This is a genomic window from Pseudomonas sp. IT-347P (assembly GCF_949768005.1).
Classification (GTDB): domain Bacteria; phylum Pseudomonadota; class Gammaproteobacteria; order Pseudomonadales; family Pseudomonadaceae; genus Aquipseudomonas.
On the sequence record NZ_CATKPQ010000044.1, the window covers coordinates 1 to 25,033 of the forward strand.

21 protein-coding genes and 2 pseudogenes are annotated in these 25,033 nt (G+C 58.9%); 9 read left to right on the forward strand and 14 right to left on the reverse strand.

The features are described from left to right. Positions 1-375: 375 nt before the first annotated feature. Positions 376-1,569, forward strand: a complete 1,194-nt coding sequence (locus ACM6IV_RS16265; protein ID WP_414870771.1) for an MFS transporter — start codon at positions 376-378, stop codon at positions 1,567-1,569. A 156-nt stretch (positions 1,570-1,725) separates the two neighbouring features. Continuing rightward, positions 1,726-1,989, forward strand: a complete 264-nt coding sequence (locus ACM6IV_RS16270; protein WP_414870772.1) for a hypothetical protein — start codon at positions 1,726-1,728, stop codon at positions 1,987-1,989. 221 nt (positions 1,990-2,210) lie between these two features. Here the strand turns inward: ACM6IV_RS16270 and ACM6IV_RS16275 are convergent, their stop codons facing one another. The 9 genes from ACM6IV_RS16275 to ACM6IV_RS16315 all read right to left on the reverse strand — a co-directional run bounded on the left by ACM6IV_RS16275 (position 2,211) and on the right by ACM6IV_RS16315 (position 14,842). Next, on the reverse strand, positions 2,211-3,191 hold the full coding sequence (locus tag ACM6IV_RS16275; protein ID WP_414870773.1) for a peptide ABC transporter ATP-binding protein: 981 nt from the start codon (positions 3,189-3,191) through the stop codon (positions 2,211-2,213). Then, positions 3,191-4,159: an ABC transporter ATP-binding protein gene (locus tag ACM6IV_RS16280; protein ID WP_095125386.1), complete on the reverse strand. Its 969-nt coding sequence runs from the start codon at positions 4,157-4,159 to the stop codon at positions 3,191-3,193. The genes ACM6IV_RS16275 and ACM6IV_RS16280 overlap by 1 nt, the downstream gene beginning before the upstream one ends. Positions 4,160-4,169: 10 nt before the next feature. Continuing rightward, positions 4,170-5,096 carry an ABC transporter permease subunit gene (locus tag ACM6IV_RS16285; protein WP_414870774.1) on the reverse strand — a complete coding sequence of 309 codons (927 nt, stop codon included), beginning with the start codon at positions 5,094-5,096 and terminating at the stop codon, positions 4,170-4,172. A gap of 10 nt (positions 5,097-5,106) precedes the next feature. Next, on the reverse strand, positions 5,107-6,117 hold the full coding sequence (locus ACM6IV_RS16290; protein WP_414870775.1) for an ABC transporter permease subunit: 1,011 nt from the start codon (positions 6,115-6,117) through the stop codon (positions 5,107-5,109). 73 nt (positions 6,118-6,190) lie between these two features. Continuing rightward, positions 6,191-7,786, reverse strand: coding sequence for an ABC transporter substrate-binding protein (locus ACM6IV_RS16295; RefSeq protein WP_414870776.1), 1,596 nt, complete (start codon positions 7,784-7,786; stop codon positions 6,191-6,193). A gap of 78 nt (positions 7,787-7,864) precedes the next feature. Next, complete coding sequence (locus ACM6IV_RS16300; RefSeq protein ID WP_414870777.1) at positions 7,865-9,280, reverse strand: OprD family porin; 1,416 nt, start codon at positions 9,278-9,280, stop codon at positions 7,865-7,867. 175 nt (positions 9,281-9,455) lie between these two features. Next, positions 9,456-11,054 (reverse strand): ABC transporter substrate-binding protein, encoded by a 1,599-nt coding sequence (locus tag ACM6IV_RS16305; RefSeq protein WP_414870778.1) that lies wholly within the window; start codon positions 11,052-11,054, stop codon positions 9,456-9,458. Positions 11,055-11,354: 300 nt separating this feature from the next. Then, positions 11,355-12,980, reverse strand: a complete 1,626-nt coding sequence (locus tag ACM6IV_RS16310) for an ABC transporter substrate-binding protein (RefSeq protein WP_414870779.1) — start codon at positions 12,978-12,980, stop codon at positions 11,355-11,357. A 260-nt stretch (positions 12,981-13,240) separates the two neighbouring features. Beyond that, positions 13,241-14,842 carry an ABC transporter substrate-binding protein gene (locus ACM6IV_RS16315; protein WP_414870780.1) on the reverse strand — a complete coding sequence of 534 codons (1,602 nt, stop codon included), beginning with the start codon at positions 14,840-14,842 and terminating at the stop codon, positions 13,241-13,243. Between the two features lie 1,068 nt (positions 14,843-15,910). Between ACM6IV_RS16315 and ACM6IV_RS16320 the strand changes: the two genes are divergently transcribed. Then, complete coding sequence (locus ACM6IV_RS16320; protein WP_414870781.1) at positions 15,911-16,276, forward strand: DUF6124 family protein; 366 nt, start codon at positions 15,911-15,913, stop codon at positions 16,274-16,276. Positions 16,277-16,447: 171 nt separating this feature from the next. Here the strand turns inward: ACM6IV_RS16320 and ACM6IV_RS16325 are convergent, their stop codons facing one another. Next, the gene (locus ACM6IV_RS16325) at positions 16,448-17,164 is read right to left on the reverse strand and encodes an SIMPL domain-containing protein (protein ID WP_414870782.1); all 717 of its coding nucleotides are present in this window, start codon (positions 17,162-17,164) and stop codon (positions 16,448-16,450) included. Between the two features lie 313 nt (positions 17,165-17,477). Here ACM6IV_RS16325 and ACM6IV_RS16330 point away from each other — a divergent pair, with 313 nt between their 5' ends. From ACM6IV_RS16330 to ACM6IV_RS16345, 4 genes are all read left to right on the forward strand, one after another. Next, entirely contained in the window at positions 17,478-18,740 is a 1,263-nt protein-coding gene (locus tag ACM6IV_RS16330) for an ATP-binding protein (RefSeq protein ID WP_038357512.1), read from the forward strand. Further along, entirely contained in the window at positions 18,733-19,293 is a 561-nt protein-coding gene (locus ACM6IV_RS16335; protein ID WP_003221630.1) for a response regulator transcription factor, read from the forward strand. Before ACM6IV_RS16330 ends, ACM6IV_RS16335 begins: the two co-directional genes overlap by 8 nt. 96 nt (positions 19,294-19,389) lie before the next feature. Further along, positions 19,390-21,117: an ABC transporter ATP-binding protein/permease gene (locus ACM6IV_RS16340; RefSeq protein ID WP_414870783.1), complete on the forward strand. Its 1,728-nt coding sequence runs from the start codon at positions 19,390-19,392 to the stop codon at positions 21,115-21,117. Positions 21,118-21,308: 191 nt separating this feature from the next. Continuing rightward, positions 21,309-22,055, forward strand: coding sequence for a FadR/GntR family transcriptional regulator (locus ACM6IV_RS16345; RefSeq protein WP_414870784.1), 747 nt, complete (start codon positions 21,309-21,311; stop codon positions 22,053-22,055). Between the two features lie 7 nt (positions 22,056-22,062). On the opposite strand, the gene ACM6IV_RS16350 is transcribed toward ACM6IV_RS16345, so the two are convergent. Next, positions 22,063-22,425, reverse strand: coding sequence for a hypothetical protein (locus ACM6IV_RS16350; protein WP_414870785.1), 363 nt, complete (start codon positions 22,423-22,425; stop codon positions 22,063-22,065). Between the two features lie 167 nt (positions 22,426-22,592). Then, positions 22,593-22,760, reverse strand: a pseudogene (locus ACM6IV_RS16355) (hypothetical protein); the annotation flags it as partial. Here ACM6IV_RS16355 and ACM6IV_RS16360 point away from each other — a divergent pair. Then, positions 22,721-22,903 (forward strand): annotated as a pseudogene (locus ACM6IV_RS16360) (FCD domain-containing protein); the annotation flags it as partial. The pseudogenes ACM6IV_RS16355 and ACM6IV_RS16360 sit on opposite strands and share 40 nt — an antisense overlap. A 7-nt stretch (positions 22,904-22,910) precedes the next feature. Here the strand turns inward: ACM6IV_RS16360 and ACM6IV_RS16365 are convergent. Both ACM6IV_RS16365 and ACM6IV_RS16370 read right to left on the reverse strand, forming a co-directional pair. After that, positions 22,911-23,258 carry a hypothetical protein gene (locus tag ACM6IV_RS16365; protein ID WP_414870786.1) on the reverse strand — a complete coding sequence of 116 codons (348 nt, stop codon included), beginning with the start codon at positions 23,256-23,258 and terminating at the stop codon, positions 22,911-22,913. 181 nt (positions 23,259-23,439) lie between these two features. Next, complete coding sequence (locus ACM6IV_RS16370; RefSeq protein WP_414870787.1) at positions 23,440-23,820, reverse strand: hypothetical protein; 381 nt, start codon at positions 23,818-23,820, stop codon at positions 23,440-23,442. 297 nt (positions 23,821-24,117) lie between these two features. Here ACM6IV_RS16370 and kdgD point away from each other — a divergent pair, with 297 nt between their 5' ends. After that, a complete protein-coding gene (gene kdgD / locus ACM6IV_RS16375; protein ID WP_007915340.1) occupies positions 24,118-25,029 on the forward strand; it encodes a 5-dehydro-4-deoxyglucarate dehydratase in 912 nt (303 codons plus the stop codon). The last annotated feature ends 4 nt before the right edge of the window (positions 25,030-25,033 follow it).

Sequence of the window (25,033 nt, forward strand, 5' to 3'; positions counted from 1 at the left end):
GAGAATCTGAGTTCGACTCGGTATGTCACGTCGGCCTAGCTCTCGCAATCAACTCGGTCAGTCCCCTCTCCCTGCGGGAGAGGGCTAGGGTGAGGGGGCTTTTGATCTGTTTGAGAATCTGAGTTCGACTCGGTATGGCACGTCGGCGTAGCTCTCGCAATCAACTCGGTCAGTCCCCTCTCCCTCCGGGCGGTCCGACGTTTCGGGAGGGTTAGGGTGAGGGGCTTTTGATCTCAAGTCGGTTTCTGGGTTAGTGCGCGCGATGGCTGTAGGACGACTCCGTTTTTTGTGATCTCGATGTTCTCGTACGCGACAACCCGCGTTCTGGCCGTTAGTGTTCCAGCTCCACGCACGTCGCTTTGAGAGGTCAATGGAATGACGAGTCGACTGACTCACCTGCTGCACCTCAGCGGTTATTTCAGCGTGATGGCCTGGGTGCTCGCGGCGCTGCTGTTCATCAATCGCCTGAGCAGCATGGTCAAGCTGTTCATGGCGTTGTACCTGCGTCAGGAGCTGGGGCTGGCGATCGAGACGGTTGGCTGGTTGCTGTCGGCCTATGGCGCGGGTTTGCTGGTGGGTTCGATGCTCGGCGGCTGGCTCAGTGATCACGTGCGCACGGCGCGGCTGACGGCAGCGTTGTTCTTCATCTCGGTATGGGTCCTGATCCTGCTGGGGCTGGTCACGCATGTGCCGTTGCTGGCGGCATTGCTGTTGCTCAGTGGGACGATCGACGGGGCTATCCGCACCTTGCACCAGCGCCTGATCATGGAATATTGCGAAGTCGCTCAACGCTCGCGCGCACAGGCCTTGAGCCGGGTGGCGCGTAACCTCGGCATGGCCGCTGCGGGTGTGGCGGGCGGGGTGTTGGCACAGGCGGATTTTCGCTGGGTATTTTTTGGCAGTGCGGCGATGACGTTGCTGGCGCTGCTGTGGTTTGTTCGCACCACGTGGCATCGTCCGGTGCTGATCATTGACGAGCCCTCCACGACCGCTGCCGGTGGATCGGGGGTGCCGTATCGCGATAAACCGTTCCTGTGGTTGCTGGCGGCGACGGCCGTGCTGGGCATCGCCTTCGACACGGTCTACAGCACGCTGGGTAATTATCTGCGTGATTACTATCAGTTGAGCACCGAGGCGATCGGCTGGCAGTTCGGGCTCAATGCGTTGCTGGTGATCGCCCTGCAGATTCCGCTGACGCACTGGGGCGAGCGCTGGGGGACGCGTCGGCAAATGCTCGCAGGGAGTCTATTGCTGGCCGGCGGGTTGGGCATGTTGCCGTTCGGCTCCGGACTGGTGTTTGTCTGCCTGTCGACGCTGATCTGGACCTTGGGTGAAGCGTTGTTCATGCCGCCGCTGAATGTGCTGGCGATGCAGTTTGCCCAAAGCGGCAAAAGCGGTCAGTACTTTGGCCTGTTCTTTATGAGCTGGAGCGCCAGTGCGTTGTTGTCGCCGGTGCTCAGCGGCCAGTTGTACGGCAACTTCGGTGGCCACAGCGTCTGGCTGGCCAGCACCGTGTTGGTGTTGATGTCGATTCCCCTGACCTGGCAAGCGACGCGCCCGCTTAGCTGATCCGGCGATAGACGTTATTCGAAACCCGTCTGTCGGCGAAGGGCATTTCTGCCTGCCCGTTAGCGTCCTATCTGGTGAACCCTACGGATCGGAACTAGATTTCACACAGCGCCAGTCCGGCACGAATGTCTCACCTGAAAATGGATGGAGTCGGCTATGAAAAGCAGGTTGCTACGGGTTTTATTGCTGTTGAAAGTGATGGTCATGCTGTCCCTTGGCACCGCGACGGCCTGGGCCGAGTGCGAGGATCACGATTCCCAGGCCTTCAATGATCAGGTCGGGCACAGCGGCTTGATGCTGGCCAAGTCCGAGTCCGAGCCAGGCGATCAGGGGCAGGGCGGCAGTGCCGATGATGACGACTCGACCACCGATGAGCCGGACACTGATGATCCGGATGACGAGGGCGACAGCCAGACGTAGATCGCTGGCAAAAGAAAACCCCTTCTGCCTCGACTGATGCGCAATCGAGGTGGAAGGGGTTTGTTTAACCTGTGAGCCTGCGAAATTTTTGATTTCAAAACTACCCTGTGGGAGGGGGCTTGCTCCCGAAGGCGATGGATCTGTCAATCACGAGTCGACTGACACACCGCCTTCGGGAGCGAGCCCCCTCCCACAGGTTCACTACCCGCCAACGGATTTACTTATGCCGCGCCGTCGAGAAACTGCTCGGCGTAGTGGCAAGCCACCTGCCGGCTGTCGAGCTGGCGCAACGCCGGCTCTTCCGTGCTGCAACGCTCGGTCGCATACGGGCAGCGCTTGTGGAAAGCGCAGCCCGGTGGCGGGTTCAGCGGGTTGGGCAGTTCGCCGACGATCTTGATTTTCGGCTTGTTCGGGTCCGGGTGAATGGTCGGGGTCGCCGACAGCAGCGCCTGGGTGTACGGGTGCAGTGGACGCTCGTAAATGTCGTTTTTCGGTCCCAGTTCCACCGGGCGACCGAGGTACATCACCATCACGTCATCGGCCACGTGCTGCACCACCGCGAGGTTGTGCGAGATGAACACGTACGCGGTGTTGAACTCCTGCTGCAGATCCATGAACAGGTTCAGCACCTGCGCCTGAATCGACACGTCCAGCGCCGAAGTCGGCTCATCCGCCACCAGCACTTTCGGCTGCAACATCATCGCCCGCGCCAGCGCGATACGCTGACGTTGACCGCCGGAGAACATGTGCGGATAACGCTGGTAGTGCTCAGGACGCAAGCCGACCTGCTTCATCATCGCCTGGACTTTGTCGCGACGTTCGGCAGCGCTCAGGTTGGTGTTGATCAGCAGCGGTTCGGCCAGTTGATCACCGATTTTCTGCCGTGGGTTCAACGACGCATACGGGCTCTGGAACACCATCTGCACGTCTTTGCGCAGTTGCTTGCGCTGGGCCTTGTCGGCGCCAGCCACTTCCTGGCCGGCGATTTTCAGCGAGCCGGACGACGGGTCTTCGATCAGCGTCAACGCACGGGCGAGGGTGGATTTGCCGCAGCCCGACTCGCCCACTACGGCGAGGGTTTTGCCGGCTTCCAGTTCGAACGACACGCCGTTTAGCGCGCGCACGGTCGCATGGCCCTTGAACAGGCCTCGGGAGACTTCATAGTGACGGGTCAGGTCGCGGGCGGTAAGTACGACGGCCATTACGCCACCTCCTGGTTCAGCGGGAAGAAGCAGCGGGCAAGGCTGTGGCTTTTCGGATCAAGACCCGGACGCTGCGCGCGGCAGCTGTCCTGCACGTACGGGCAACGTGGCGACAGCAGGCAGCCCTGCGGACGGTCGTAGCGGCCCGGAACGATGCCCGGCAGGGTCGACAGGCGCGAGGCGCCGAGGCTGTGCTCGGGAATCGCCTTGAGCAGCGCTTCGCTGTACGGGTGCGCCGGGATGTCGAACAGTTGCGGTACCTGACCGACTTCAACGGCCTGGCCAGCGTACATCACGCAAACTCGCTGGGCAGTTTCAGCCACGACCGCGAGGTCGTGAGTGATCAACACCAGGCCCATGTTCTGTTCTTTCTGCAACGCCAGCAGCAGATCCATGATCTGTGCCTGGATCGTCACGTCGAGTGCCGTGGTCGGTTCGTCGGCGATCAGCAGTTTCGGCTCGCCGGCAATCGCCATGGCGATCGCAACACGCTGGCTCATACCGCCGGAGAGTTGATGCGGGTAGGCGTCCATACGGCTGGCGGCACCCGGGATTTCAACTTTTTCCAGCAGCTCGATCGCACGTTTGCGCGCTTGCTTGCCGGACATTTTCAGATGCAGGCGCAGCACTTCTTCGATCTGGAAGCCGACGGTGTAGCTCGGGTTCAGCGCGGTCATCGGGTCCTGGAACACCATCGACAGGTCTTTGCCGACGATTTGCCGGCGCTGACGGTTGCTCAGTTTGAGCATGTCTTTGCCGTCGAAGCTGAGCGAGTCGGCAGTGACGATGCCGGGATGCTCGATCAGGCCCATCAGCGCCATCATGGTCACGGACTTACCGGAACCCGACTCGCCCACGATGGCCAGTACTTCGCCCTTGTCGACTTTCAGGTCGAGGCCATCGACCACCGGCGTCGCGGTCTTGTCGCCGAAGCGAACGTTGAGATTCTTGATTTCTAGCAGTGACATGGGAATCTCCTCAGGCGGCGTTCTTGAGTTTCGGGTCCAGCGCATCGCGCAGACCGTCGCCCATCAAGTTGATTGCCAGCACGCTGAGCAAAATGGTCAAACCAGGCAGACTTACCACCCACCAGGCGCGTTCGATGTAGTCGCGGGCCGAGGCCAGCATGGTGCCCCACTCAGGGGTTGGCGGTTGTACGCCAAGGCCGAGGAAGCCCAGTGCGGCAGCATCGAGAATCGCCGAGGAGAAGCTCAAAGTCGCTTGAACGATCAGCGGTGCCATGCAGTTGGGCAACACGGTGATGAACATCAGACGGGGCAGCCCGGCACCGGCCAGGCGCGCGGCGGTCACGTAGTCGCGGTTCAGTTCGCCCATCACGGCAGCACGGGTCAGACGCACGTAGGACGGCAGCGAGACCACAGCGATAGCGATTACGGTGTTGATCAGGCCAGGGCCGAGGATGGCGACGATCGCCACCGCCAGCAGCAGCGACGGCAGGGCCAGCATGATGTCCATCAGACGCATGATGGTCGGACCGATCATCTTCGGGAAGAACCCGGCGAACAGACCGAGGAGGATCCCCGGAATCAACGACATCACTACCGACGACAAACCGATCAGCAACGACAGGCGCGAACCCTGGATCAGACGCGACAGCAAGTCGCGACCGAGCTCATCGGTGCCGAGCAGGAATTGCATCTGCCCGCCTTCCAGCCACGCCGGTGGCGTCAGCAGGAAATCACGGTATTGCTCGCTCGGGTTATGCGGCGCGACCCATGGCGCGAAAATCGCGCAGAAGATGATCAGCAGCATGAACAGCAGGCCGGCAACCGCGCCCTTGTTCTTGGAGAAGGCTTGCCAGAATTCTTTGTACGGTGACGGGTACAGCAGGCTTTGATCCGCGGTGGAAGCGGCGGTAGCTACTGAGGATGTTGGAGTGCTCATGGTATGGACCTCAGCGCTGATGACGGATGCGTGGGTTGGCAAAGCCGTAGAGGATGTCCACTACGAAGTTGACCAGAATCACCAGGCAGGCGATTAACAGGATGCCGTTTTGCACAACCGGGTAGTCCCGGGCGCCGATGGCTTCGATCAGCCATTTACCGATGCCGGGCCAGGAGAAAATGGTTTCAGTCAGAACCGCACCGGCCAGCAAGGTGCCGACTTGCAGACCCACCACGGTGAGTACCGGAATCAGCGCGTTACGCAGACCGTGGACGAACACCACGCGCGACGGCGACAGGCCTTTGGCCTTGGCGGTGCGGATGTAGTCCTCACGCAGCACTTCGAGCATCGACGAACGGGTCATCCGTGCGATCACCGCCAGCGGAATGGTGCCGAGCACGATGGCTGGCAGGATCAGGTGATGCAGCGCGTCGAAGAACGCGCCCATGTCGTCGGCCAACAGCGTGTCGATCAGCATGAAGCCAGTGCGCGGCTCGATGTCGTAGAGCAGGTCGATCCGCCCGGAAACCGGGGTCCAGCCCAGGCTCACCGAGAAGAACATGATCAGGATCAGGCCCCACCAGAAAATCGGCATCGAATAGCCCGCGAGGGAGATGCCCATCACCCCGTGGTCGAACAGCGATCCTCGCTTGAGTGCCGCGATCACCCCGGCCAGCAGGCCCAGAATGCCGGCGAACAGCAGGGCGGCCATGGACAGTTCCAGGGTCGCCGGGAAAAGGGAGGTGAACTCGGTCCATACGCTTTCACGGGTACGCAGGGATTCGCCGAGATCGCCTTGAGCCAGTTTGCCGATGTAGTCCAGATACTGGGCATACAGTGGCTTGTTCAGACCTAGGCGTTCCATTGCCTGAGCGTGCATTTCGGGGTCGACCCGACGTTCGCCCATCATCACTTCCACGGGGTCGCCCGGAATCATGCGAATCAACGCGAAAGTCAGCAGGGTGATGCCGAAAAACGTGGGGATCAACAACCCCAGTCGGCGGGCAATAAAACTAAACATCGTGTGTGGTACCTCATCAGCCGGTTAGGCGTGCCCGGCATCCCTGGGGTCAGGGACGCCGGGAGTTTCTTATCTACTTCACCTGGGTGGTGGCGAAGTTATTAGTGGTGAGAGGGCTGATGTGGTAGCCCTCTACGTTGTTGCGCATTGCAGTGAACATCCGGGTGTGGGCCATGCTGATCCATGGCTGATCCTGATTAAACAGCACTTGAGCCTGTTCATAGAGCTTCGCGCGTTCGGCCGGATCTACTTTAGCCCGTGCTTCGTCGATCAATGCCTGGAATTTCTCGTTGCACCAGCGCGCGTAGTTTTCGCCGTTCTTGGCGGCTTCGCAACTGAGCATAGGCGTCAGGAAGTTATCCGGGTCGCCGTTGTCGCCCGCCCATCCGGCCGAGACCATATCGTGTTCGCCGTTCTTGGCGCGTTTAAGCATTTCGCCCCATTCCATCACACGGATGTCGATCTTGATCCCGACTTTCGCCAGGTCAGCCTGCATCATTTGCGCGCCGAGCATCGGGTTCGGGTTGGTCGGACCGCCGCCGTTACGGGTGAACAGGGTGAAAGTGGTGCCTTCCGGAACCCCGGCTTCCTTGAGCAGGGCGCGTGCCTTGTCGAGGTCGCGTGGCGGGTTCTTCAGGTCATGGTTGTAGCCAAGCAGGGTCGGCGGGTACGGGTTGACCGCTACCGAAGCGTTGCCTTTGCCGAACAGCGCGTTGACGTAGGCTTCCTTGTCGAACGCGATGTCGATGGCTTTGCGCACACGCACGTCGCTCATGTACTTGTGCTGGGTGTTCATGGCGACGTACGAAACGGTCATCGCGTCCAGCTCGTCGACTTTCAGGTTGCTGTCTTTCTTGATGCTCGGGATGTCATCCGGTTTCGGATACAGCGCGACCTGGCACTCGTTGGCCTTGAGCTTTTGCAGGCGCACGTTGTTATCGGTGGCGATCGCCAGGATCAACGCGTCGGCCGGCGGCTTGCCACGGAAGTAATCCGGGTTGGCCTTGAAACGCACCTGCGCATCCTTGGCGTAGCGCTGGAAGATGAACGGGCCGGTGCCGATCGGCTTGTTGTTCAGATCGCCGGTCTTGTTGGCCTTGAGCAACTGGTCGGCGTATTCGGCCGGGTAGATCGACGAGAACGCCATGGCGATGTCAGCCAGGAACGGCGCTTCGCGACGGGTCAGGGTGAACTTGACCGTGTTGTCGTCGACTTTCTCGACGCTTTTCAGCAGTTCCTTGAAGCCCATGCTTTCAAAGTACGGGAAGCCCACGCTCGACAGTTTGTGCCACGGGTGATTCGGGTCCAGCTGACGCTGGAAGCTCCAGACCACGTCGTCGGCATTCATGTCGCGGGTCGGCTTGAAATATTCGGTGGTGTGAAACTTGACGCCTTTGCGCAGGTGGAAGGTGTAGGTCAGGCCGTCTTCGCTGATGTCCCAGGACTCGGCGAGCGCCGGGATCACCTCGGTGGTGCCGGGTTTGAAATCGGCCAGGCGATTGAAGATGGTTTCGGCCACAGCATCCGCCGTGACTGCAGTTGTGTACTGGACCATATCGAAGCCTTCCGGACTGGCTTCGGTGCAGACCACCAAGGGTTTGGCCGAGACGCCGACGGCGACACTCAGCAACGCGGCCGCGATGGCCGCACGTAGGGGAAGCATTTTCATCGATAACCCTCTGCAATCGGTTGAAGACAAAAAACCGAACGGCCGACTCTTCATGAGTCAGCCGTCGGTTGGCGTTTTTTACAGGATGTTGAACGGAATCGTGGTCACGAGACGGAACTCGTTGATGCTGCCGTCAGCCTGGTTTTCGCTGGCACGGTGGGCGGTGTAGGTGCCGCGGATCGTGGTGGCTTTGAGTGGCCCGCTCTGCACGGCATAGGTTGCACCGATGCCATATTCATAGTGGTGCTCGCCGTCCATCGCCTGCACGCCGTCGTAGCCGCCACCCTTGTAGTGAGTACCGTCGATGCCCCAACCGCGCGCCTGGTAGATGTTGAACTTCAGGCCCGGTACACCGTATTCGGCCATGTTGATGCCGTAGGAAACCTGGAAGGATTTCTCGTTCGGGCCGTTGAAGTCCGAGAGCAGGGAGTTGGCCAGGTAGATACCGTTGGTTTCGTGCAGGTAGTCGAAGTACTCGTTACCGTTCACTTCCTGATAGGAGAAGGTCAGGGTGTGCGCCAGGTGAGTCAGGCCGAAGGACAGCGAGTAGGTGTCGTTGTCGATGTCGCCCAGCAGTTTTTTGCCTTCGTCGACTGTCTTGTAGTAGTTCAGGCCGGTGGTCAGGCTCAGGATCGAGCTGTCACCCAGTACGTGGGTGGCGCCGAAGTAGTACTGGTTCCACAGGTCTTCAGCCTGGGTGCCCCACAGGCTGGTGGTCAGGCTGGCGAACGGCTGGTACGAAATACCGGCAGTGTTCACGTGATCCGCTTCGGCATTGATGTCGCCGTATTCGGAGCGGAATTTGCTCAGGCTCTCTTCGGTACGAGGCGAAACGCGGTCGAAGGTTGCCAGATCGAAGGCGAGGTTGTTCAGCTCTTCGCTGTGGATCGCGATACCTTCAAAACTCGACGGCAGCGGACGGTTGCCGATCACGTCGACCTGCGGGCTGCTGAAGTTCATGCGGCCGGCGGTCAGGGTAGTGTTGGAAATCCGCGCCTTGACGTTGGCCAGGCCGAGTTTGCTCCACTGGCCGACAGCATCGCCACCTTCACGGGTCAGGGTACGGTTGTTGCCCGCGCCTGGACGGGTGCCCGGTGCGCCGCCGTTGTTGGAGGCCAGGTTCTCGCGATCACGCTCCAGCGCGATGGCGTTGTAAGCCGCCACTTCGGTGCTGAAACCAACAGTACCTTCGGTGAAGCCCGAGTTGTACTTGATGATTGTGCCTTGCACCCAGTTGATGCGGCGGTCTGTTTCTGCCGATTGACCGTTCTTGCGGTAAGCGAACTTGCCGCCGCGCTTGAGTTGCTCGTTGGCATACCAGTTACGGGTCGAACCGCTGATCGATTGACCTTCGAGGAAGCCGGTGGCTTCGGCCTGGGCGCTCTTCTCGTTGACGGTCACCGGGGTGAAGGCCTGACTTTGTGTTTCCGCATAAGCCGTGGCGGTGACGCTGCTGATGGCCAGAGCCAGTATCGCGGTGCTGCTCAGTTTCATGGGTGAAGCTCCTTTACTTTCTTTTTATGCCGGCTTTTTTTGGTATGCCGGTTATTGGTTTAGAACTCATTCACACATCGCAAACGTTTGCAAAAGGCCGGATTGGCGAATTTCGGCAAAACGCTTGCGTGAGGGGCTAGACAGCGCCCCCCAGCGTTGCGGCTAATCGTCTGGTTTAATCGATACCGACACCCGAGAACACGTTGCGACCGAACGGGCTGACTTTGAAGCCCTCGATCCTCGCGCTTAACGGCTGGTTGACCGTCGAGTGGGCGACAGGCGTGATCGGCACTTGCTGTTTAAGCAATTGCTGAGCCTGTTTATAAAGCGCAGTGCGTTGGTCGCGGTCGGTGACGACCTTGGCCTCTTTGATCAGCTTGTCGTAAGCCGGATCGCACCACATGGAGTAATTGTTGCCGCCGATGGCGTCGCAGCTGTACAGCGTGCCGAGCCAGTTGTCCGGGTCCCCGTTGTCACCGGTCCAGCCGATCAGGCTGATGTCGTGCTCGCCGTTCTTGGTGCGCTTGATGTACTCGCCCCATTCGTAGCTGACGATTTTCACTTTCAGACCGATCTTGGCCCAGTCCGCCTGGAGCATTTCGGCCATCAGTTTGGCGTTGGGGTTATACGGGCGCTGCACCGGCATCGCCCATAAGGTGATCTCAGTGCCTTCCTTGACGCCGGCAGCCTTGAGCAGCTCTTTGGCTTTTTCCGGGTTGTAGGCGGCGTCTCTGATGGTGTCGTCGTAGGACCATTGAGTCGGCGGCATGCCGTTGACGGCCAATTGACCGGCGCCTTGATAAACAGCGTTGAGGATCCCTTGTTTATTCACCGCCATGTCCAGCGCCTGGCGCACTTCGAGCTGGTCGAATGGCTTGTGGCGGACGTTGTAGGCGATGTAACCGAGGTTGAAGCCCGGCTTGGAGATCAGTTGCAGTTTCGGGTCGGCCTTCAGCGCTTCAACATCGGCAGGGCGCGGATGCAAGGTGATCTGGCATTCGCCGGCCTTGAGCTTCTGCACGCGCACCGAAGCGTCGGTGTTGATCGCGAAGATCAGGTTGTCGAGTTTGACCCGGCTCGGATCCCAGTAATGTTTATTACCGGTGTAACGGATGTTCGAGTCTTTCTGATAACTCTTGAACACGAACGGCCCGGTACCGATCGGTTTCTGGTTGATATCGCTTGGCTTGCCTTCGGCCAGCAGTTTTTCGGCGTATTCGGCCGACAGGATGGCGGCGAAGCTCATGGCGATGTTCTGAATGAACGCGGCATCGACGCTGTTGAGCGTGAATTCCACGGTCAGCGGCCCGGTCTTTTCGACCTTGGCGATGTTCTTGTTCAGGCTCATCCCGTTGAAATACGGAAACTCGGTGGGATAAGCCTTACGGAAAGGTTGCTGGGCATCCAGCATGCGATTGAACGTGAACAGCACGTCATCGGCGTTCATGTCGCGAGTCGGCTTGAAGTACGGCGTTGTATGAAACTTCACACCTTCACGCAGGTGAAAGGTGTACTTGAGACCATCCTCGGAAATATCCCACGTAGTTGCCAGACCCGGAACAACGTTGGTCGCACCCTTTTCGAACTCGACCAGACGGTTGTACAGCGGTTCGGCCGCGTCATTGTCGGTGGCCGTCGTGTATTGCGCGGTATCAAAACCCGCCGGGCTGCCTTCGGAGCAGAACACCAGACTTTTGCTGGCGGCGAAACTGGCCGACGACGCGGCCAACAGACCAGCGCTCAGCAATGCGGAAAAAACCAAGGTATGGCGCATGACGCTCCCTCTTTTTTAGTGTTGCTCAATGCGCCGTCATCTCATTCGGAGACATTTTGGCCACATCGAACTCAATCCATTCAGTACGGCAAACCGGTGGCCCACGCAGAAACTGGTCAGTACCCGACGGTAGGGGCCGCGGTCCTGGCAGTAAATACGTAAATGCCTTAAAGCTCGTAGGAAAAGGCAACGCGTCCTATACCGCCGCGGTAATCCACAGTGGAATTGGCTGTAGGCAATTTCCTGACTTCCCGGCAGGTAAAACAACGGCGACGTTAAAAACGTCGCCGCTGCAGTGCCTTATTTGCTGACGCTGACGCCGTAGAAGGAGTTCAAGCCAAATGGGCTGATCTTGAAGTCCTGCACGTTGGCGCGCATGGGTTGGTACACCGTCGAGTGAGCGATAGGTGTCATCGGGACTGCATCTTTGAGGACGTGTTGCGCCTGTTTGTACAGTTCGGTGCGCTTGGCCTGGTCGGTTGTGCGTTTGGCTTCTTTGACGAGGCCGTCGAACTTCTTGTCGCACCACTTGGAGAAGTTGTTGCCGCTGAGCGAGTCGCAACCGAACAGCACGTTCAGCCAGTTGTCCGGATCACCATTGTCACCGCTCCAGCCAATGATCATGGCCTGGTTCTCGCCACCTTTGGAACGCTTGATGTACTCGCCCCACTCGTAGCTGGTGATCTTCACTTTCAAGCCGATCTTGGCCCAGTCGGACTGGAGCATTTCAGCCATCAGTTTGGCGTTCGGGTTGTATGGACGCTGCACCGGCATCGCCCACAGAACGATTTCGGTACCTTCTTTGACGCCGGCTTCCTTGAGCAGCTGTTTGGCTTTCTCAGGATCGTACTTGGCATCTTTGATGGTGGTGTCGTAAGACCACTGGGTCGGCGGCATGGCGTTGACGGCCAGTTGGCCCGCGCCCTGGTAAACCGAGTCGATGATTTGTGGCTTGTTTACGGCCATGTCCAGCGCCTGACGTACGCGCAGGTCAGCCAGCGGGTTCGCTTCGTTGCTGCCTTTTACCTTGTCCATCACGTTGTAGGCGATGTAACCCAGGTTGAAACCAGCCTGGTCAGGCATCTTCAGCGTCTTGTCTTCTTTCAGCGCTTTCAGGTCGGCCGGGCGCGGGAACAGGGTGACCTGGCACTCGTTCTTTTTCAGCTTCTGAATACGCACCGACGGGTCGGTGGTGATGGCGAAGATCAGGTTGTCGATCTTCACGTCATCCGGCTTCCAGTAATCCTTGTTACCGGTGTAACGGATGTTGGAGTCTTTCTGGTAGCTCTTGAACACGAACGGACCAGTGCCGATCGGCTTCTGGTTGATGTCGGCAGCCTTGCCTTCCTTGAGCAGCTGGGCAGCGTACTCGGCGGACTGTACCGACGCGAAGCTCATGGCCATGTTCTGGATGAACGCGGCATCCACTTCTTTCAACGTGAACTTGACAGTGTGGTCGTCGACTTTATCGATCTTGGTGATGTTGGTGTCCATCCCCATGTCGGTGAAGTACGGGAATTCGGTCGGGTACGCCTTACGGAACGGGTCATCCTTGTTAATCATGCGATTGAAGGTGAACAGCACGTCGTCGGCGTTGAACTCACGAGTCGGCTTGAAATACGGGGTGGTGTGGAACTTGACGCCTTCACGCAGGTGGAAGGTGTAAGTCAGGCCATCATCGGAAATGTCCCACTTGGTCGCCAGACCAGGAATCACGGCGGTGCCGCCGCGCTCGAACTGAGTCAGACGGTTGAACATGGTTTCGGCTGAGGCGTCGAAGTCGGTTCCGGTGGTGTACTGGCCTGGATCGAAACCGGCCGGGCTGCCTTCGGAGCAGAACACCAGGTTAGTCGCAGCGGATGCGAACGGTGCGGAGGCTAACAAGCCTGCGCCGACTAAAAACGGAATGACCGCGTGTTTAAGCATGTTGGCCTCATGATTTGTTGTCATTTTTTAGTTGTGAGGTACGACCTCGTGAGTCGTGCCTGCGGATACTTATGCAGGGGCCATACCCAATGCAAGATCCAGAGCGACTACCGGCCTCAAAGCGTGGCACGAACGTACCTTAATGTCGCATCTGTATAACTTCTGACGCATTTGACCGTTTGCGGATGGTTTTTACGGTGCGAATGAAGCCCCAAAACGGTGCATTGGTCACGTTGTGCGCGCCGCCTTGGGGCTCGGTGTTACTTATTTATACCCACGCCATAGAAGGGGGTCAGACCGAACGGGCTGATACGAAAGTCAGTAACTTCCTTGCGCAGTGGCTGGAACACCGTGGAGTTGGCAATCGGTGTGATCGGCACCTGCTGTTTAAGGATCAGTTGCGCCTGTTGATACAGTTTTACCCGCTGGTCTCTGTCCGTGGATAACTTGGCCTGCTGGACCAGTTTGTCGTAGGCCGGGTCGCACCATTTGGCGTAGTTGCTGCCTTTGACCGCCGCGCAGCTGTAGAGCACACCGAGCCAGTTGTCCGGGTCACCGTTGTCACCTGTCCAGCCATAGATCATCGCGTCGTGTTCACCATTTTTCGCTCGCTTGATGTATTCGCCCCATTCATAGCTGACGATGTTGGCCTTGATGCCGATTTTCTCCCAATCCTGCTGGATCATCTGTGCCGACATCCGCGCGTTCGGGTTCGAAGCGCGCTGCACTGTCATCGCCCAGAGGTTGATGGTTGTACCCGGCGCAACCCCTGCTTCTTTCAGTAGCACCTTTGCTTTTGCCGGGTCGTAGGGAGCGTCCTTGATGTTCGGGTCATACGACCATTGCGCTGGCGGCAAGGCGTTTTGCGCCAGTTGGCCGGCACTTTGGTAGACGGCTTTGATGATCGCCGGTTTGTCGATGGCCATGTCCAGCGCCTGACGTACCTTGAGTTGATCAAGTGGTGCGTGGGTGGTGTTGTAGGCGAGGAAGCCGAGGTTGAAACCGGCCTGCTTGAGCACGCGCAGGTTCGGGTCTTTTTCCATCACCTCGATGTCGGCCGGGCGTGGGTAGCCACTGACCTGGCATTCGCCGGTCTTGAGTTTTTGCAGGCGCACGGCGGCGTCCGGGGTGATCGAGAAAATCAGGTTGTCGATTTTGACGTCTTCAGGTTTCCAGTAGGCCGTGTTGGCGGCGTAGCGGATCTGCGAGTCCTTCTGGTAGCGCTTGAACACGAACGGGCCGGTGCCGATCGGCTTCTGGTTGAGGTCGGCGGCTTTGCCTTCTTTCAACAGTTGGGCTGCGTATTCGGCCGATTGCACCGAGGCGAAGCTCATGGCGAGGTTTTGCACGAACGCGGCGTCGACGTTGTTGAGGTTGAAACGCACGGTTTGCTCGTCGAGTTTTTCGACCGATTTGATTGTGGTGTTGAGGCCCATGTCGGTGAAGTACGGGGACTCGGCGGGGTAGGCCTTGCGGAAGGCGTTGTCCGGGTCGAGCAGGCGCTGGAAGGTGAAGAGGACGTCGTCGGCGTTGAAGTCTCGGGTGGGTTTGAAGTAGTCGGTGGTGTGGAATTTCACGTCTTTGCGCAGGTGGAAGGTGTATTGCAGGCCGTCGCTGGAGACGTCCCATTTTGTCGCCAGGCCGGGTTCGATGTCGGTGCCGCCGCGTTTGAATTGGGTGAGGCGGTTGAAGACGGTTTCGGCGGAGGCGTCAAAGTCGGTACCGCTGGTGTATTGGCTGGGGTCGAAGCCGGCCGGGCTGGCTTCGGAGCAGTAGACGAGGGTTGTGGCGGCGTTGGCGATCGGGGCTATGGCGGTTAGTGCGAGGGAGATCAAGAGCGGTTTTAGGGTGGATCTTGGCATGGGGTCCCCCGGGGAATCGGCGGTGGTAATCGTGGAAGAGTAGCTGGGGCGGGGGTGTTGGCGGAAATATCGTTTTTCCTGTTGAAGCGTCTATCTCGGCATATCTAGCACTTGTGTGTATATCCGTTGCTGCGGTAACGGCGGCTTAGGGTTTCGCCCTTACGGCGACTCACTTTTTTTCAAACGCCAAAAAAAGTAAGCAAAAAACGCTTGCTCCTACGTGCGGCCCGCTCGCTGGGGCTCGGGGTTCCTTCGCTGCGGGATCGATCCGGGCGCAGCGTCTCCGGTTTGCTTCGCTGCACCTCCTCTCGCTGTGTTTGGCTTCGCCAAACGGTCGCTGCGCTCCCACGCCCGGATCAATCCCTCCACTCAGCCTTCCGACGTCGCCCGTGGATCAAGATCAAGAGCAGGCGAGCTGACACTCGGCCTATTGAGTGGGGAAGAGCGCGGGTGTTCGGCTTTTGTTTTGTGGTGCTCTTGCCCCTCACCCCAGCCCTCTCCCGAGGGAGAGGGGGCCGATTTGTTTGCTTTTCAAAGCCCGAGTTCAACGCGGTACCGCACGTCGGCGTACTTCTTCCAAACACCGCGATCAGTCCCCTCTCCCTCTGGGAGAGGGCTAGGGTGAGGGGCTTTTGATCTGTTTCGGAATCTGAGTTCGACTCGGTATTTCACGTCGGCGTATCTCTCGCAATCACCTCGGTCAGTCCCCTCTCCCTTTGGGAGAGGGCTAGGGTGAGGGTTGGCTTTTGGTTGTTTAAATCTGTGTCAAATAACCAGAACCTTCCCACAAGGTTTTCAGGTTGTCCGTCGGACGCTCGCTCTCTAGGCTCTGGGTGTCGCTGAATGTTCAGTGATCGGGTGTGAGAACCCGCCGAGCTTGAAACTAGCATCAGTAAGACCATAATTGCGGCCGGCTTATTAGCTGTAGCAATGCCTTATGGCGGCTGTGTGCGGGCAGACTTCGGTCTGGCCGGTTTTCTGCTCACCGGTTTCTCACTCCGCACATAGCTGCCACCCTTTGCCACGTGAGAAATGGCTAAGGGCGGCTCGAATGACGAGCAGATTTTCATGAAAGATAAAATTGTCCCCGATCCACCTATCGACCCCACATCCCCACTCGAAGACGCCATCCGCGCCGACGACCAGATCAAAACCCGCGAAGCCATCAAGCGCGCCCTGGATTTCTATCTCAGTCCCGACCCGGTCAAGCCGCGGCAGCCCAGCACGATGTTCCTGATCCAGCCGAACATCGACACCGAAAGCCTGCTGGCGCATGCCTGTGAGTCACTGGCGTCGGCGAACACGTTAACCGGTAACTTTGCCGATCAGCTGGGCCGGCCCGAGCGCAGTACGGCATTGGCGATTCAGCAGATCATCATGCTGGCCGAGCTGGCGGTGAATCGGGCGCTGGATCGGGTTGATCCGCAGACCTGAGACCGCGTTATCGTTCTTCGCGAGCAGGCTCGCTCCCACAGGTGGAACGCATTTCAAACTGTGGGAGCGAGCTTGCTCGCGAAGGCGGTGGTTCATCCACAGCAAATCCCAGGCACAAAAAAACCGCCGACCCTTCACAGATCGGCGGTTTTTCATTCAGCCCAGATCAAATCACTGCATCAACACTTCAATCGAGCCATCGGCGGTCATGCTGACCTGGCTGGTGCCCGCTTCGACTTCCGGCGTCACTGGCGCCGAATCCATCGCCGCGGCTTTCATCATCATCGGTGCGCGCAGGTACGGTTGTGGATAACCGTTGCTGTTGAGGTTCAGGTTGACGATTTTGTAACCCTTGCCGCCCAGGGCGTCGGTGGCCAGTTGTGCGCGGGCCTTGAAGGCGGTCACGGCTTCTTTGAGCAATTGGTCTTCGCTGGCCTTGCGGGTCGGGTCGGCGATGGCGAAATCCATGCCGCCCATTTTCAGGTCGCCGAGCAGTTCGCCGGTGAGTTTGGACAGGGCAGCGAAGTCAGAGCTTTCCAGGCGCAGTTCGGCACGTTCACGCCAGCCGGTGATTTTCTGGCCTTTGGTGTCGTAGATCGGGTAGCTGTTGCGGCTGCCCTGGCGCAGGGTAATGTCTTTGACTTGCTTGGCCTGGGCCAGGGCTTTGTTCATGGTGGTGCTGACATCGGCGGCGAGTTTGGCCGGGTCGGTGTTTTGCGCTTCGGTGTAGAGCGTCACGATCATCAGGTCGCGGGCCACTTCCTGGCTGACTTCGGCGCGCAGGGAAATCTGGTTGTAGTGCAGCTCATCGGCGGCCAGGGCCGGAAGGCTGGCAATGCTGCCGACGGTCAGGGCGAGAAGGGCGGCGCTGCGGCGAAATGTGTGCATGAAGGCTCCTTGAATAATGCGCAGGTGTTGGTTCGGGCCTGCGTGAAACCATCAGACTCTAGCTTTTATGATCCGGTTCGCCCAGTTACAACTTCTATACACATGCCCGGGGCTGCTGCGCAGGCCTTTGCGAGCAGGCTCGCTCCCACCTTTGAAATGCATTTCCTTGTGGGAGCGAGCCTGCTCGCAAAGGCGTCCTTGTAGCCGCCGAAAAATTTTTCGCCATGTGGTCGTTTGCCGCACTTTCGCCTCTCAAGCCCGCGGCTTGGTTATACTCCGTACGATCCGCCTGGAGCGCTCATCAGGAGAGCTCATGCTCGCCCCCGTACAACTGACTTCCGCCACTCGCCAGAACCTCTGGCGGCTGACTTTCATCCGCACGCTGGTGCTCGCCGCGCAGGCCGGCTCCGTCGGCCTGGCCTACTGGCTGCAACTGCTGCCGTTGCCGTGGGTGCAACTGGCGATGACCCTCGGCTGCTCGACGCTGCTCTGCGTGTTCACCGCCGTGCGTCTGCGCACTTCGTGGCCGGTGACCGAGCTTGAATATGCGCTGCAATTGGCCTGTGATCTGGTGATCCACAGTGCACTGCTGTATTTCTCCGGTGGTTCGACCAACCCGTTCGTTTCCTACTATCTGGTGCCGCTGACCATCGCGGCGGTGACCTTGCCGTGGCGTTATTCGGTGATTCTGTCCGGCATCGCGCTGGCCCTGTACACGGTGATGCTGACGCGTTTCTATCCACTGGAAACCTTGCCGGTCGCCCGCGAAAACCTGCAGATCTACGGCATGTGGCTGAGCTTTGCCCTGGCCGCTGCGGTGATCACCTTCTTCGCCGCGCGCATGGCTGAGGAGCTGCGCCGTCAGGAAGAATTACGCGCGATTCGCCGTGAAGAAGGCCTGCGTGATCAGCAACTGCTCGCCGTTGCCACCCAGGCCGCTGGCGCCGCCCATGAGCTGGGCACGCCGCTGGCGACCATGAGCGTGTTGCTCAAGGAAATGCAGCAGGACCATCCCGACCCAATGCTGCAGGACGATCTGAAAGTGCTGCAGGATCAGGTCAAGTTGTGCAAAGAAACCTTGCAACAACTGGTGCGTGCCGCCGAAGCGAATCGGCGTCTGGCCGTCGAGATGCAGGACGTCACCGACTGGCTCGACGAAGCGCTGAACCGCTGGCACCTGATGCGTCCCGAGGCCAGTTATCGCTTTCACCGTCTCGGCCAAGGCACGGTGCCACGCATGGCGCCGCCGCCGGATCTGACCCAGGCCTTGCTGAATCTGCTCAACAACGCCGCCGACGCTTGCCCGGAAAATCTCAAGGTGACCCTGGACTGGGACGCGGAAACCGTGACCATCAGCATTCGTGACCACGGCGCCGGTGTGCCGCTGGCCATCGCCGAGCAGATCGGCAAACCGTTTTTTACCACCAAGGGCAAAGGTTTCGGCCTGGGCCTGTTTTTGAGCAAGGCCAGCGTGACACGCGCCGGCGGCTCAGTGAAACTCTATAGTCATGAGGAAGGCGGCACGCTCACCGAGCTGCGCCTGCCCCACGGCGCCCGAGGAGACCAACATGAGTGACGAAATCCAAGTCGAAGGCGAAGAACTGCCGCATCTGCTGCTGGTCGACGACGACGCAACGTTTACCCGAGTGATGGCCCGCGCCATGGCGCGCCGTGGCTTTCGCGTCAGCACCGCCGGCTCCGCCGAAGAAGGCCTGACCATCGCCCAAGCCGATCTGCCTGATTACGCTGCGCTGGACTTGAAAATGGACGGCGACTCAGGGCTTGTCCTGCTGCCCAAACTGCTGGAGCTGGACCCGGAAATGCGCGTGGTAATCCTCACCGGTTATTCGAGCATTGCCACCGCCGTCGAGGCGATCAAGCGCGGCGCCTGCAACTACCTGTGCAAACCGGCCGACGCCGACGACGTGCTGGCCGCGCTGCTGTCCGAACACGCCGACCTCGACAGTCTGGTGCCGGAAAACCCGATGTCGGTCGATCGCCTGCAGTGGGAGCACATCCAGCGCGTGCTCACCGAGCACGAAGGCAACATCTCCGCCACCGCCCGCGCACTGGGCATGCACCGCCGCACCCTGCAGCGCAAACTGCAGAAGCGTCCAGTGCGTCGCTGAACCTGCGCTGAACGACTATCGCCAGCCCTCGCGATAAATCGCGCCGATCATCTATGATCGGCGCGTGTCTGTTCTTTTCTATATCGAGCCTTATCCATGAATCAGAACGCTGAATACTCCGCGGTCAACGATGCCGTGCGCGGGCAGTTTTTTCGCAAAGTGTGGGCGATCATCACGCCGTATTGGCGCAGTGAAGAGAAGGGCAAGGCCTGGACACTATTGATTGCGGTGATCGCACTGTCGCTGCTCAGTGTGGGCATCTCGGTGTGGTTCAACACCTGGTACAAGGACTTTTACAACGCCCTGCAAAAGAAGGATGAAGCGGCGTTCTGGCGCTTGATTCTGTATTTCTGCGGCATTGCGGCGGTGGCCATTGTCGGTGCGGTGTATCGGCTCTACCTGACCCAGATGCTGACCATTCGCTGGCGTGCCTGGCTCACCGAAAAGCATTTTTCCCGCTGGCTCGCCCACAAGAATTACTACCAGCTGGAGCAGGGCGGTTATACCGATAACCCGGACCAGCGGATTTCCGAAGACCTGAACAACTTCACCTCCAATACCCTTGAGCTGGGTATCGGACTGCTGCGCAATATCGTCAGTCTGGTGTCGTTCTCGATCATTCTGTGGGGCGTGTCGGGCAGCATCGAAGTCTATGGCATCACCATTCCCGGCTACATGTTCTGGTGCGTGCTGGTTTACGCCGTGGTCGGCAGTTGGCTGACGCATCTGATCGGGCGTCGCTTGATCGGCCTGAACAATCAACAACAACGCTTCGAAGCCGACCTGCGTTTTTCCATGGTGCGGATTCGCGAAAATGCCGAAAGTATTGCGTTGTACAACGGCGAACCCAACGAAAACCGTCGCTTGAACGGCCGCTTCGGCAATGTCTGGCACAACTTCTGGGACATCATGAAAGTGTCCAAGCGCCTGACGTTCTTTACCGCCGGTTACAGCCAGGCGGCCATCATCTTCCCGTTCATCGTCGCGTCGCCGCGTTACCTTTCCGGCAAGATCGAGCTGGGTGAACTGATGCAGATCAGTTCGGCATTCGGCAATGTCCAGGAGAGCTTCAGCTGGTTCATCAACGCCTACCAGAGCCTCGCTTCCTGGCGTGCAACCTGCGATCGACTGTTGAGCTTCCGCCAGGCCATGACCGACAACGAAGAGCGCGCACCGGCCATCGATGTGCAGAATCAGGGCCGCGAATTGCAGGTGCGCAACCTCGGTCTGGATCTGGCCGACGGTCGTCATCTGCTGACCAATGCCGACATGACGGTGGAACCAGGTGAGCGGGTAATGCTCAGCGGCCGCTCCGGCAGTGGCAAGTCGACGCTGCTGCGGGCGATGGGGCATTTGTGGCCAGCGGGCCACGGCAATATTCGCTTGCCGGCGGCGCGTTATCTGTTTTTGCCACAGAAACCGTATCTGCCGATCGGCACCCTGCGCGAAGCATTGAGTTATCCACAACCGGGCGACACCTACGCGCCGGAACGTTATGCCCAAGTGCTGGACACCTGCCGCTTGCCGCATCTGGTCGCAAGGCTGGACGAGGCCAATCACTGGCAGCGCATGCTCTCGCCGGGCGAGCAGCAACGACTGGCGTTCGCCCGTGCGATGCTTTACGCACCGCAGTGGCTGTACATGGATGAGGCGACTTCGGCGATGGACGAGGAAGATGAAGCGACGCTGTATCAGGCGCTGATCGATCAATTGCCGGGGCTGAGTATTGTCAGCGTCGGCCATCGCAGCAGTCTGAAACGCTTTCACCCACGGCATGTGCGGATCGACAGCGGGCGTTTGGTGGAGCAGACGGTAACCGCCTGATCACCGCTAAACCTCTGTAGGAGTGAGCCTGCTCGCGATAGCGTTGGGTCAGTCACATTGATGCTGAATGTGCGGACATCATCGCGAGCAGGCTCACTCCTACATAAAAGCGATGCGAACCGGAAAGTGATCGTACAACCCGCTTGAGCTATCATGCCCCCAAGCCGAATTTTCGAGACAAGATGCACACCATGGAAAACCTGATCGACACCCCGCGTCTCCCGCGCAAGCGCCGCAGCCTGGCCCAGGAACTGGTGACGGTACTGAGCGAGCAGATCCGCGATGGCCTGCTCAAGCGCGGTGACAAATTGCCTACCGAGTCGGCGATCATGGAAGCCCATGGCGTCAGCCGCACCGTGGTGCGCGAGGCGATTTCCCGCTTGCAGGCTGCCGGGCAGGTGGAGACCCGCCATGGCATCGGCACCTTTGTGCTCGATACGCCAAGTCCGAGTGGTTTCCGTATCGACCCGGCTACCGTCGTCACTTTGCGTGATGTGCTGGCGATTCTCGAATTGCGCATCAGCCTCGAAGTCGAATCCGCCGGCCTCGCCGCGCAACGCCGCAGCCCCGAACAACTGGCAACCATGCGCGCTGCGCTCGATGCGTTGAACGAAAGCGCCTCGCATGCCAGCGATGCGGTGTCGTCGGACTTCGCTTTCCACCTGGAAATCGCCCTGTCCACCGGCAACCGCTATTTCACCGACATCATGACCCACCTGGGCACCAGCATCATTCCGCGAACGCGGCTGAATTCGGCACGCCTGGCTCACGATGATCAACAGCACTACATGAGCCGCCTGAGCCGCGAGCACGAAGAAATTTACGACGCGATTGCCCGTCAGGATTCCGATGCAGCGCGTGCGGCGATGCGGTTGCATCTGACCAACAGCCGCGAAAGACTGCGCCAGGCCCATGAAGAAGCGCAGGCGCAGGGTTGAGTTTTGCTTACCGTTCGAGATGAACGATCAGTGATTCGGAATGCTCCCGGGCACTGTCGATGCGGGTAATGATGTAGCTCAGTTCGACGGAGGTTCCCGGGATGGGTTCGCTCTCAAAAAAACTCTTCTTGATCTCAAATTGCACCGGCCAGACGGCGGGCTCAGTCAGTGCATAGTTGAATTCCAATGTATTACCGGTGGAAGTCTCGAGGCGAAATGTGATCAAGTCTCCCGCCTTGTGGTTTGCGTAGGCCAAAACCTCGCCGCGCGCGGGATCGCGCAAATTGTGAACATAGAGTCTCATTTTGCCGTCGTGCATTACTGCCTCCTGAAGAACGGGAGCCACCAATGCTTTTTTGTCTACTGTCATGCTCAAATTCCTTTTCAGTGCCGATTCAAAGATTGAGTAGAGGCGGGGTACTGCGCTCTCGGAGCTGATTTTTGGCTCCTGAGCCATTAATGCCGGGACCCGCCTTGGCTGGCACCTGTAAGAAATACCAGTCCCGACGGACGGTTAGGCTTCAAAAGCGGAATCCCTCACGCCTCAATCCGCAACCTCAATACCTGCGAATACGGCTCCATGCTCGACTCATCAAGAAAGGTGTAACGCACCTCCATCTCGCAGTTCCGGTACGGTTGCATTGCTTCTTTCGGCAGCTGCGCCTGCGCTCTTGGCACATGGTGACCAGCAGCACTACAGCAGCAGCCAAGGCCGTGAGTACGGAGAAATCTACGACGCGATTGCCCGTCAGGATTGCGATGCAGCGCGTGCGGCGATGCGGTTGCACCTGACCAACAGCCGCGAAAGACTGCGCCAGGCCCATGAAGAAGCGCAGGCGCAGGGGTGACGGGTAATTAAAACTCGAGTCGAACTTCCAGCACTGGTGACACCGAAACATTAGCGGCGCGGCTAACGGTGTAGCGAAGTTTGGCGGTTGCGCCTGGAACGAGGTTTTTCTCAAAAATATCTTTGGGAATGGCGAAGAGCAGTGGCGTTCCTATCGTCGCTGCATTCAATTTGATGTCGTCTTTGAAGTTGTTGCCGGTAGAGGTTTCTACGTAAAGTGTAACTAGGTCTCCGACGGCTGAGTTTTCGTAAGTCACTTCGCCGTGAGCGTTTCTCTCTAACTTCCCGACATAAAGAACGCCTTCTTTGGCCTCTTTGAGTACTGGTTTTGCGAGCGCGTTTACTTGTGCTGTCATGATCAAATTCCTTTTCGCTATCTGTTAAACCTTTGAATGAGCGCAAGCCGACGGCATGCGGCGGATGCGCGGTCGGAGCCGGTTCGTTACTCCTCAGTCATTAAGCGAGTATTCGGAAATAGCTGGCACCTGTAAGAAATACCAGTCCCGACGAACGGTAACCGCTAACGCGCAACTCGATTCAGCCCTCGATGCGCAACCTCAACACCTCCGAACATGGCTCCATACTCGACTCATCGAAAAACTTGTAGCGCAGTTCAACCTCCCCGTTCAGATACGGTTGCAGCGCCTCTTTAGGCAGCTGAAGCTCGATCCCCGTCAGCTTCTCCATCTCGTCCTCGGCATCGTCCCAGGTGCCAGTATTCACTTCCTCACCTTCCCAATCCGGCTCTTCCGGGTCGTCACCGAGAATCGGGTAGACGCTCCAGTTCGCCGGGAAATCGCTGGAGTCCGGGACTTGTACGATCAATACATCGGGCAGCGCTGATAGCTGAAGCGTGAGGATGTCGGAGGACGAAGCGGCAATTTGCGAAAGAGTCGGGGCAGCGTAATTCGTGGACATTTCGGGTTCCTTCGAGTGATCCGCCGCGATCCTTCGCGGCGGTCGTCACACCTTACGCGGCATGGCAATGGCGCTCAGTAAACGAATCTTGACCAGAAGTTTCCGCAATGAAACCCAGTCATCACGGGCCTTTGCGGCGATTCGTGCTCTGGCTTAAACACTCTTGTCCGACAAAAAAACATCCGCAACGATGAAATGCAGTTGACGGTTATTTTTTAAGTTGTACGATGACCTACAACTTCGGCGAAGGCTGAACGGTCCACTCACAAAAAACGTTGCTACCAGGGTGTTCGAATAATGAATCCACAAGAACTGAAGTCCATCCTCTCTGCCGGCCTGCTGTCCTTCCCGGTGACCGATTTCAACGCGCAGGGCGATTTCAACCGCGCTGGCTACATCAAACGCCTGGAATGGCTGGCTCCGTATGGCGCTTCTGCCTTGTTCGCCGCCGGCGGCACCGGTGAGTTCTTCTCCCTCGCCGCCAGCGAATACTCGGAAATCATCAAGACTGCCGTCGACACCTGCGCCACCAGCGTGCCGATTCTTGCCGGTGTTGGCGGCTCGACCCGTCAGGCTATCGAGTACGCTCAGGAAGCCGAGCGTCTGGGCGCCAAAGGTCTGTTGCTGCTGCCGCACTACCTGACCGAAGCCAGCCAGGACGGCGTTGCCGCCCACGTTGAAGCCGTGTGTAAATCGGTCAACATCGGCGTGGTCGTTTATAACCGTAACGTTTGCCGCCTCAACGCGCCGTTGCTGGAACGTCTGGCCGAGCGCTGCCCGAACCTGATCGGTTACAAGGACGGCCTGGGCGATATCGAGTTGATGGTGTCGATCCGCCGCCGCCTCGGTGATCGCTTCAGCTATCTGGGTGGTCTGCCGACCGCCGAAGTTTATGCCGCGGCTTATAAGGCGCTGGGCGTGCCGGTTTACTCCTCGGCGGTGTTCAACTTCATCCCGAAAACCGCGATGGACTTCTACCACGCGATCGCCCGTGAAGATCACGCCACCGTCGGCAAGATCATTGACGACTTCTTCCTGCCGTACCTCGACATCCGCAACCGCAAGGCCGGTTACGCCGTGAGCATCGTCAAGGCAGGCGCGAAAATCGCCGGCTATGACGCAGGTCCGGTGCGGGCGCCGCTGACTGACCTGACCGGCGAAGAGTACGAAATGCTCGCCGCGCTGATCGACAAGCAAGGTGCGCAGTAACACC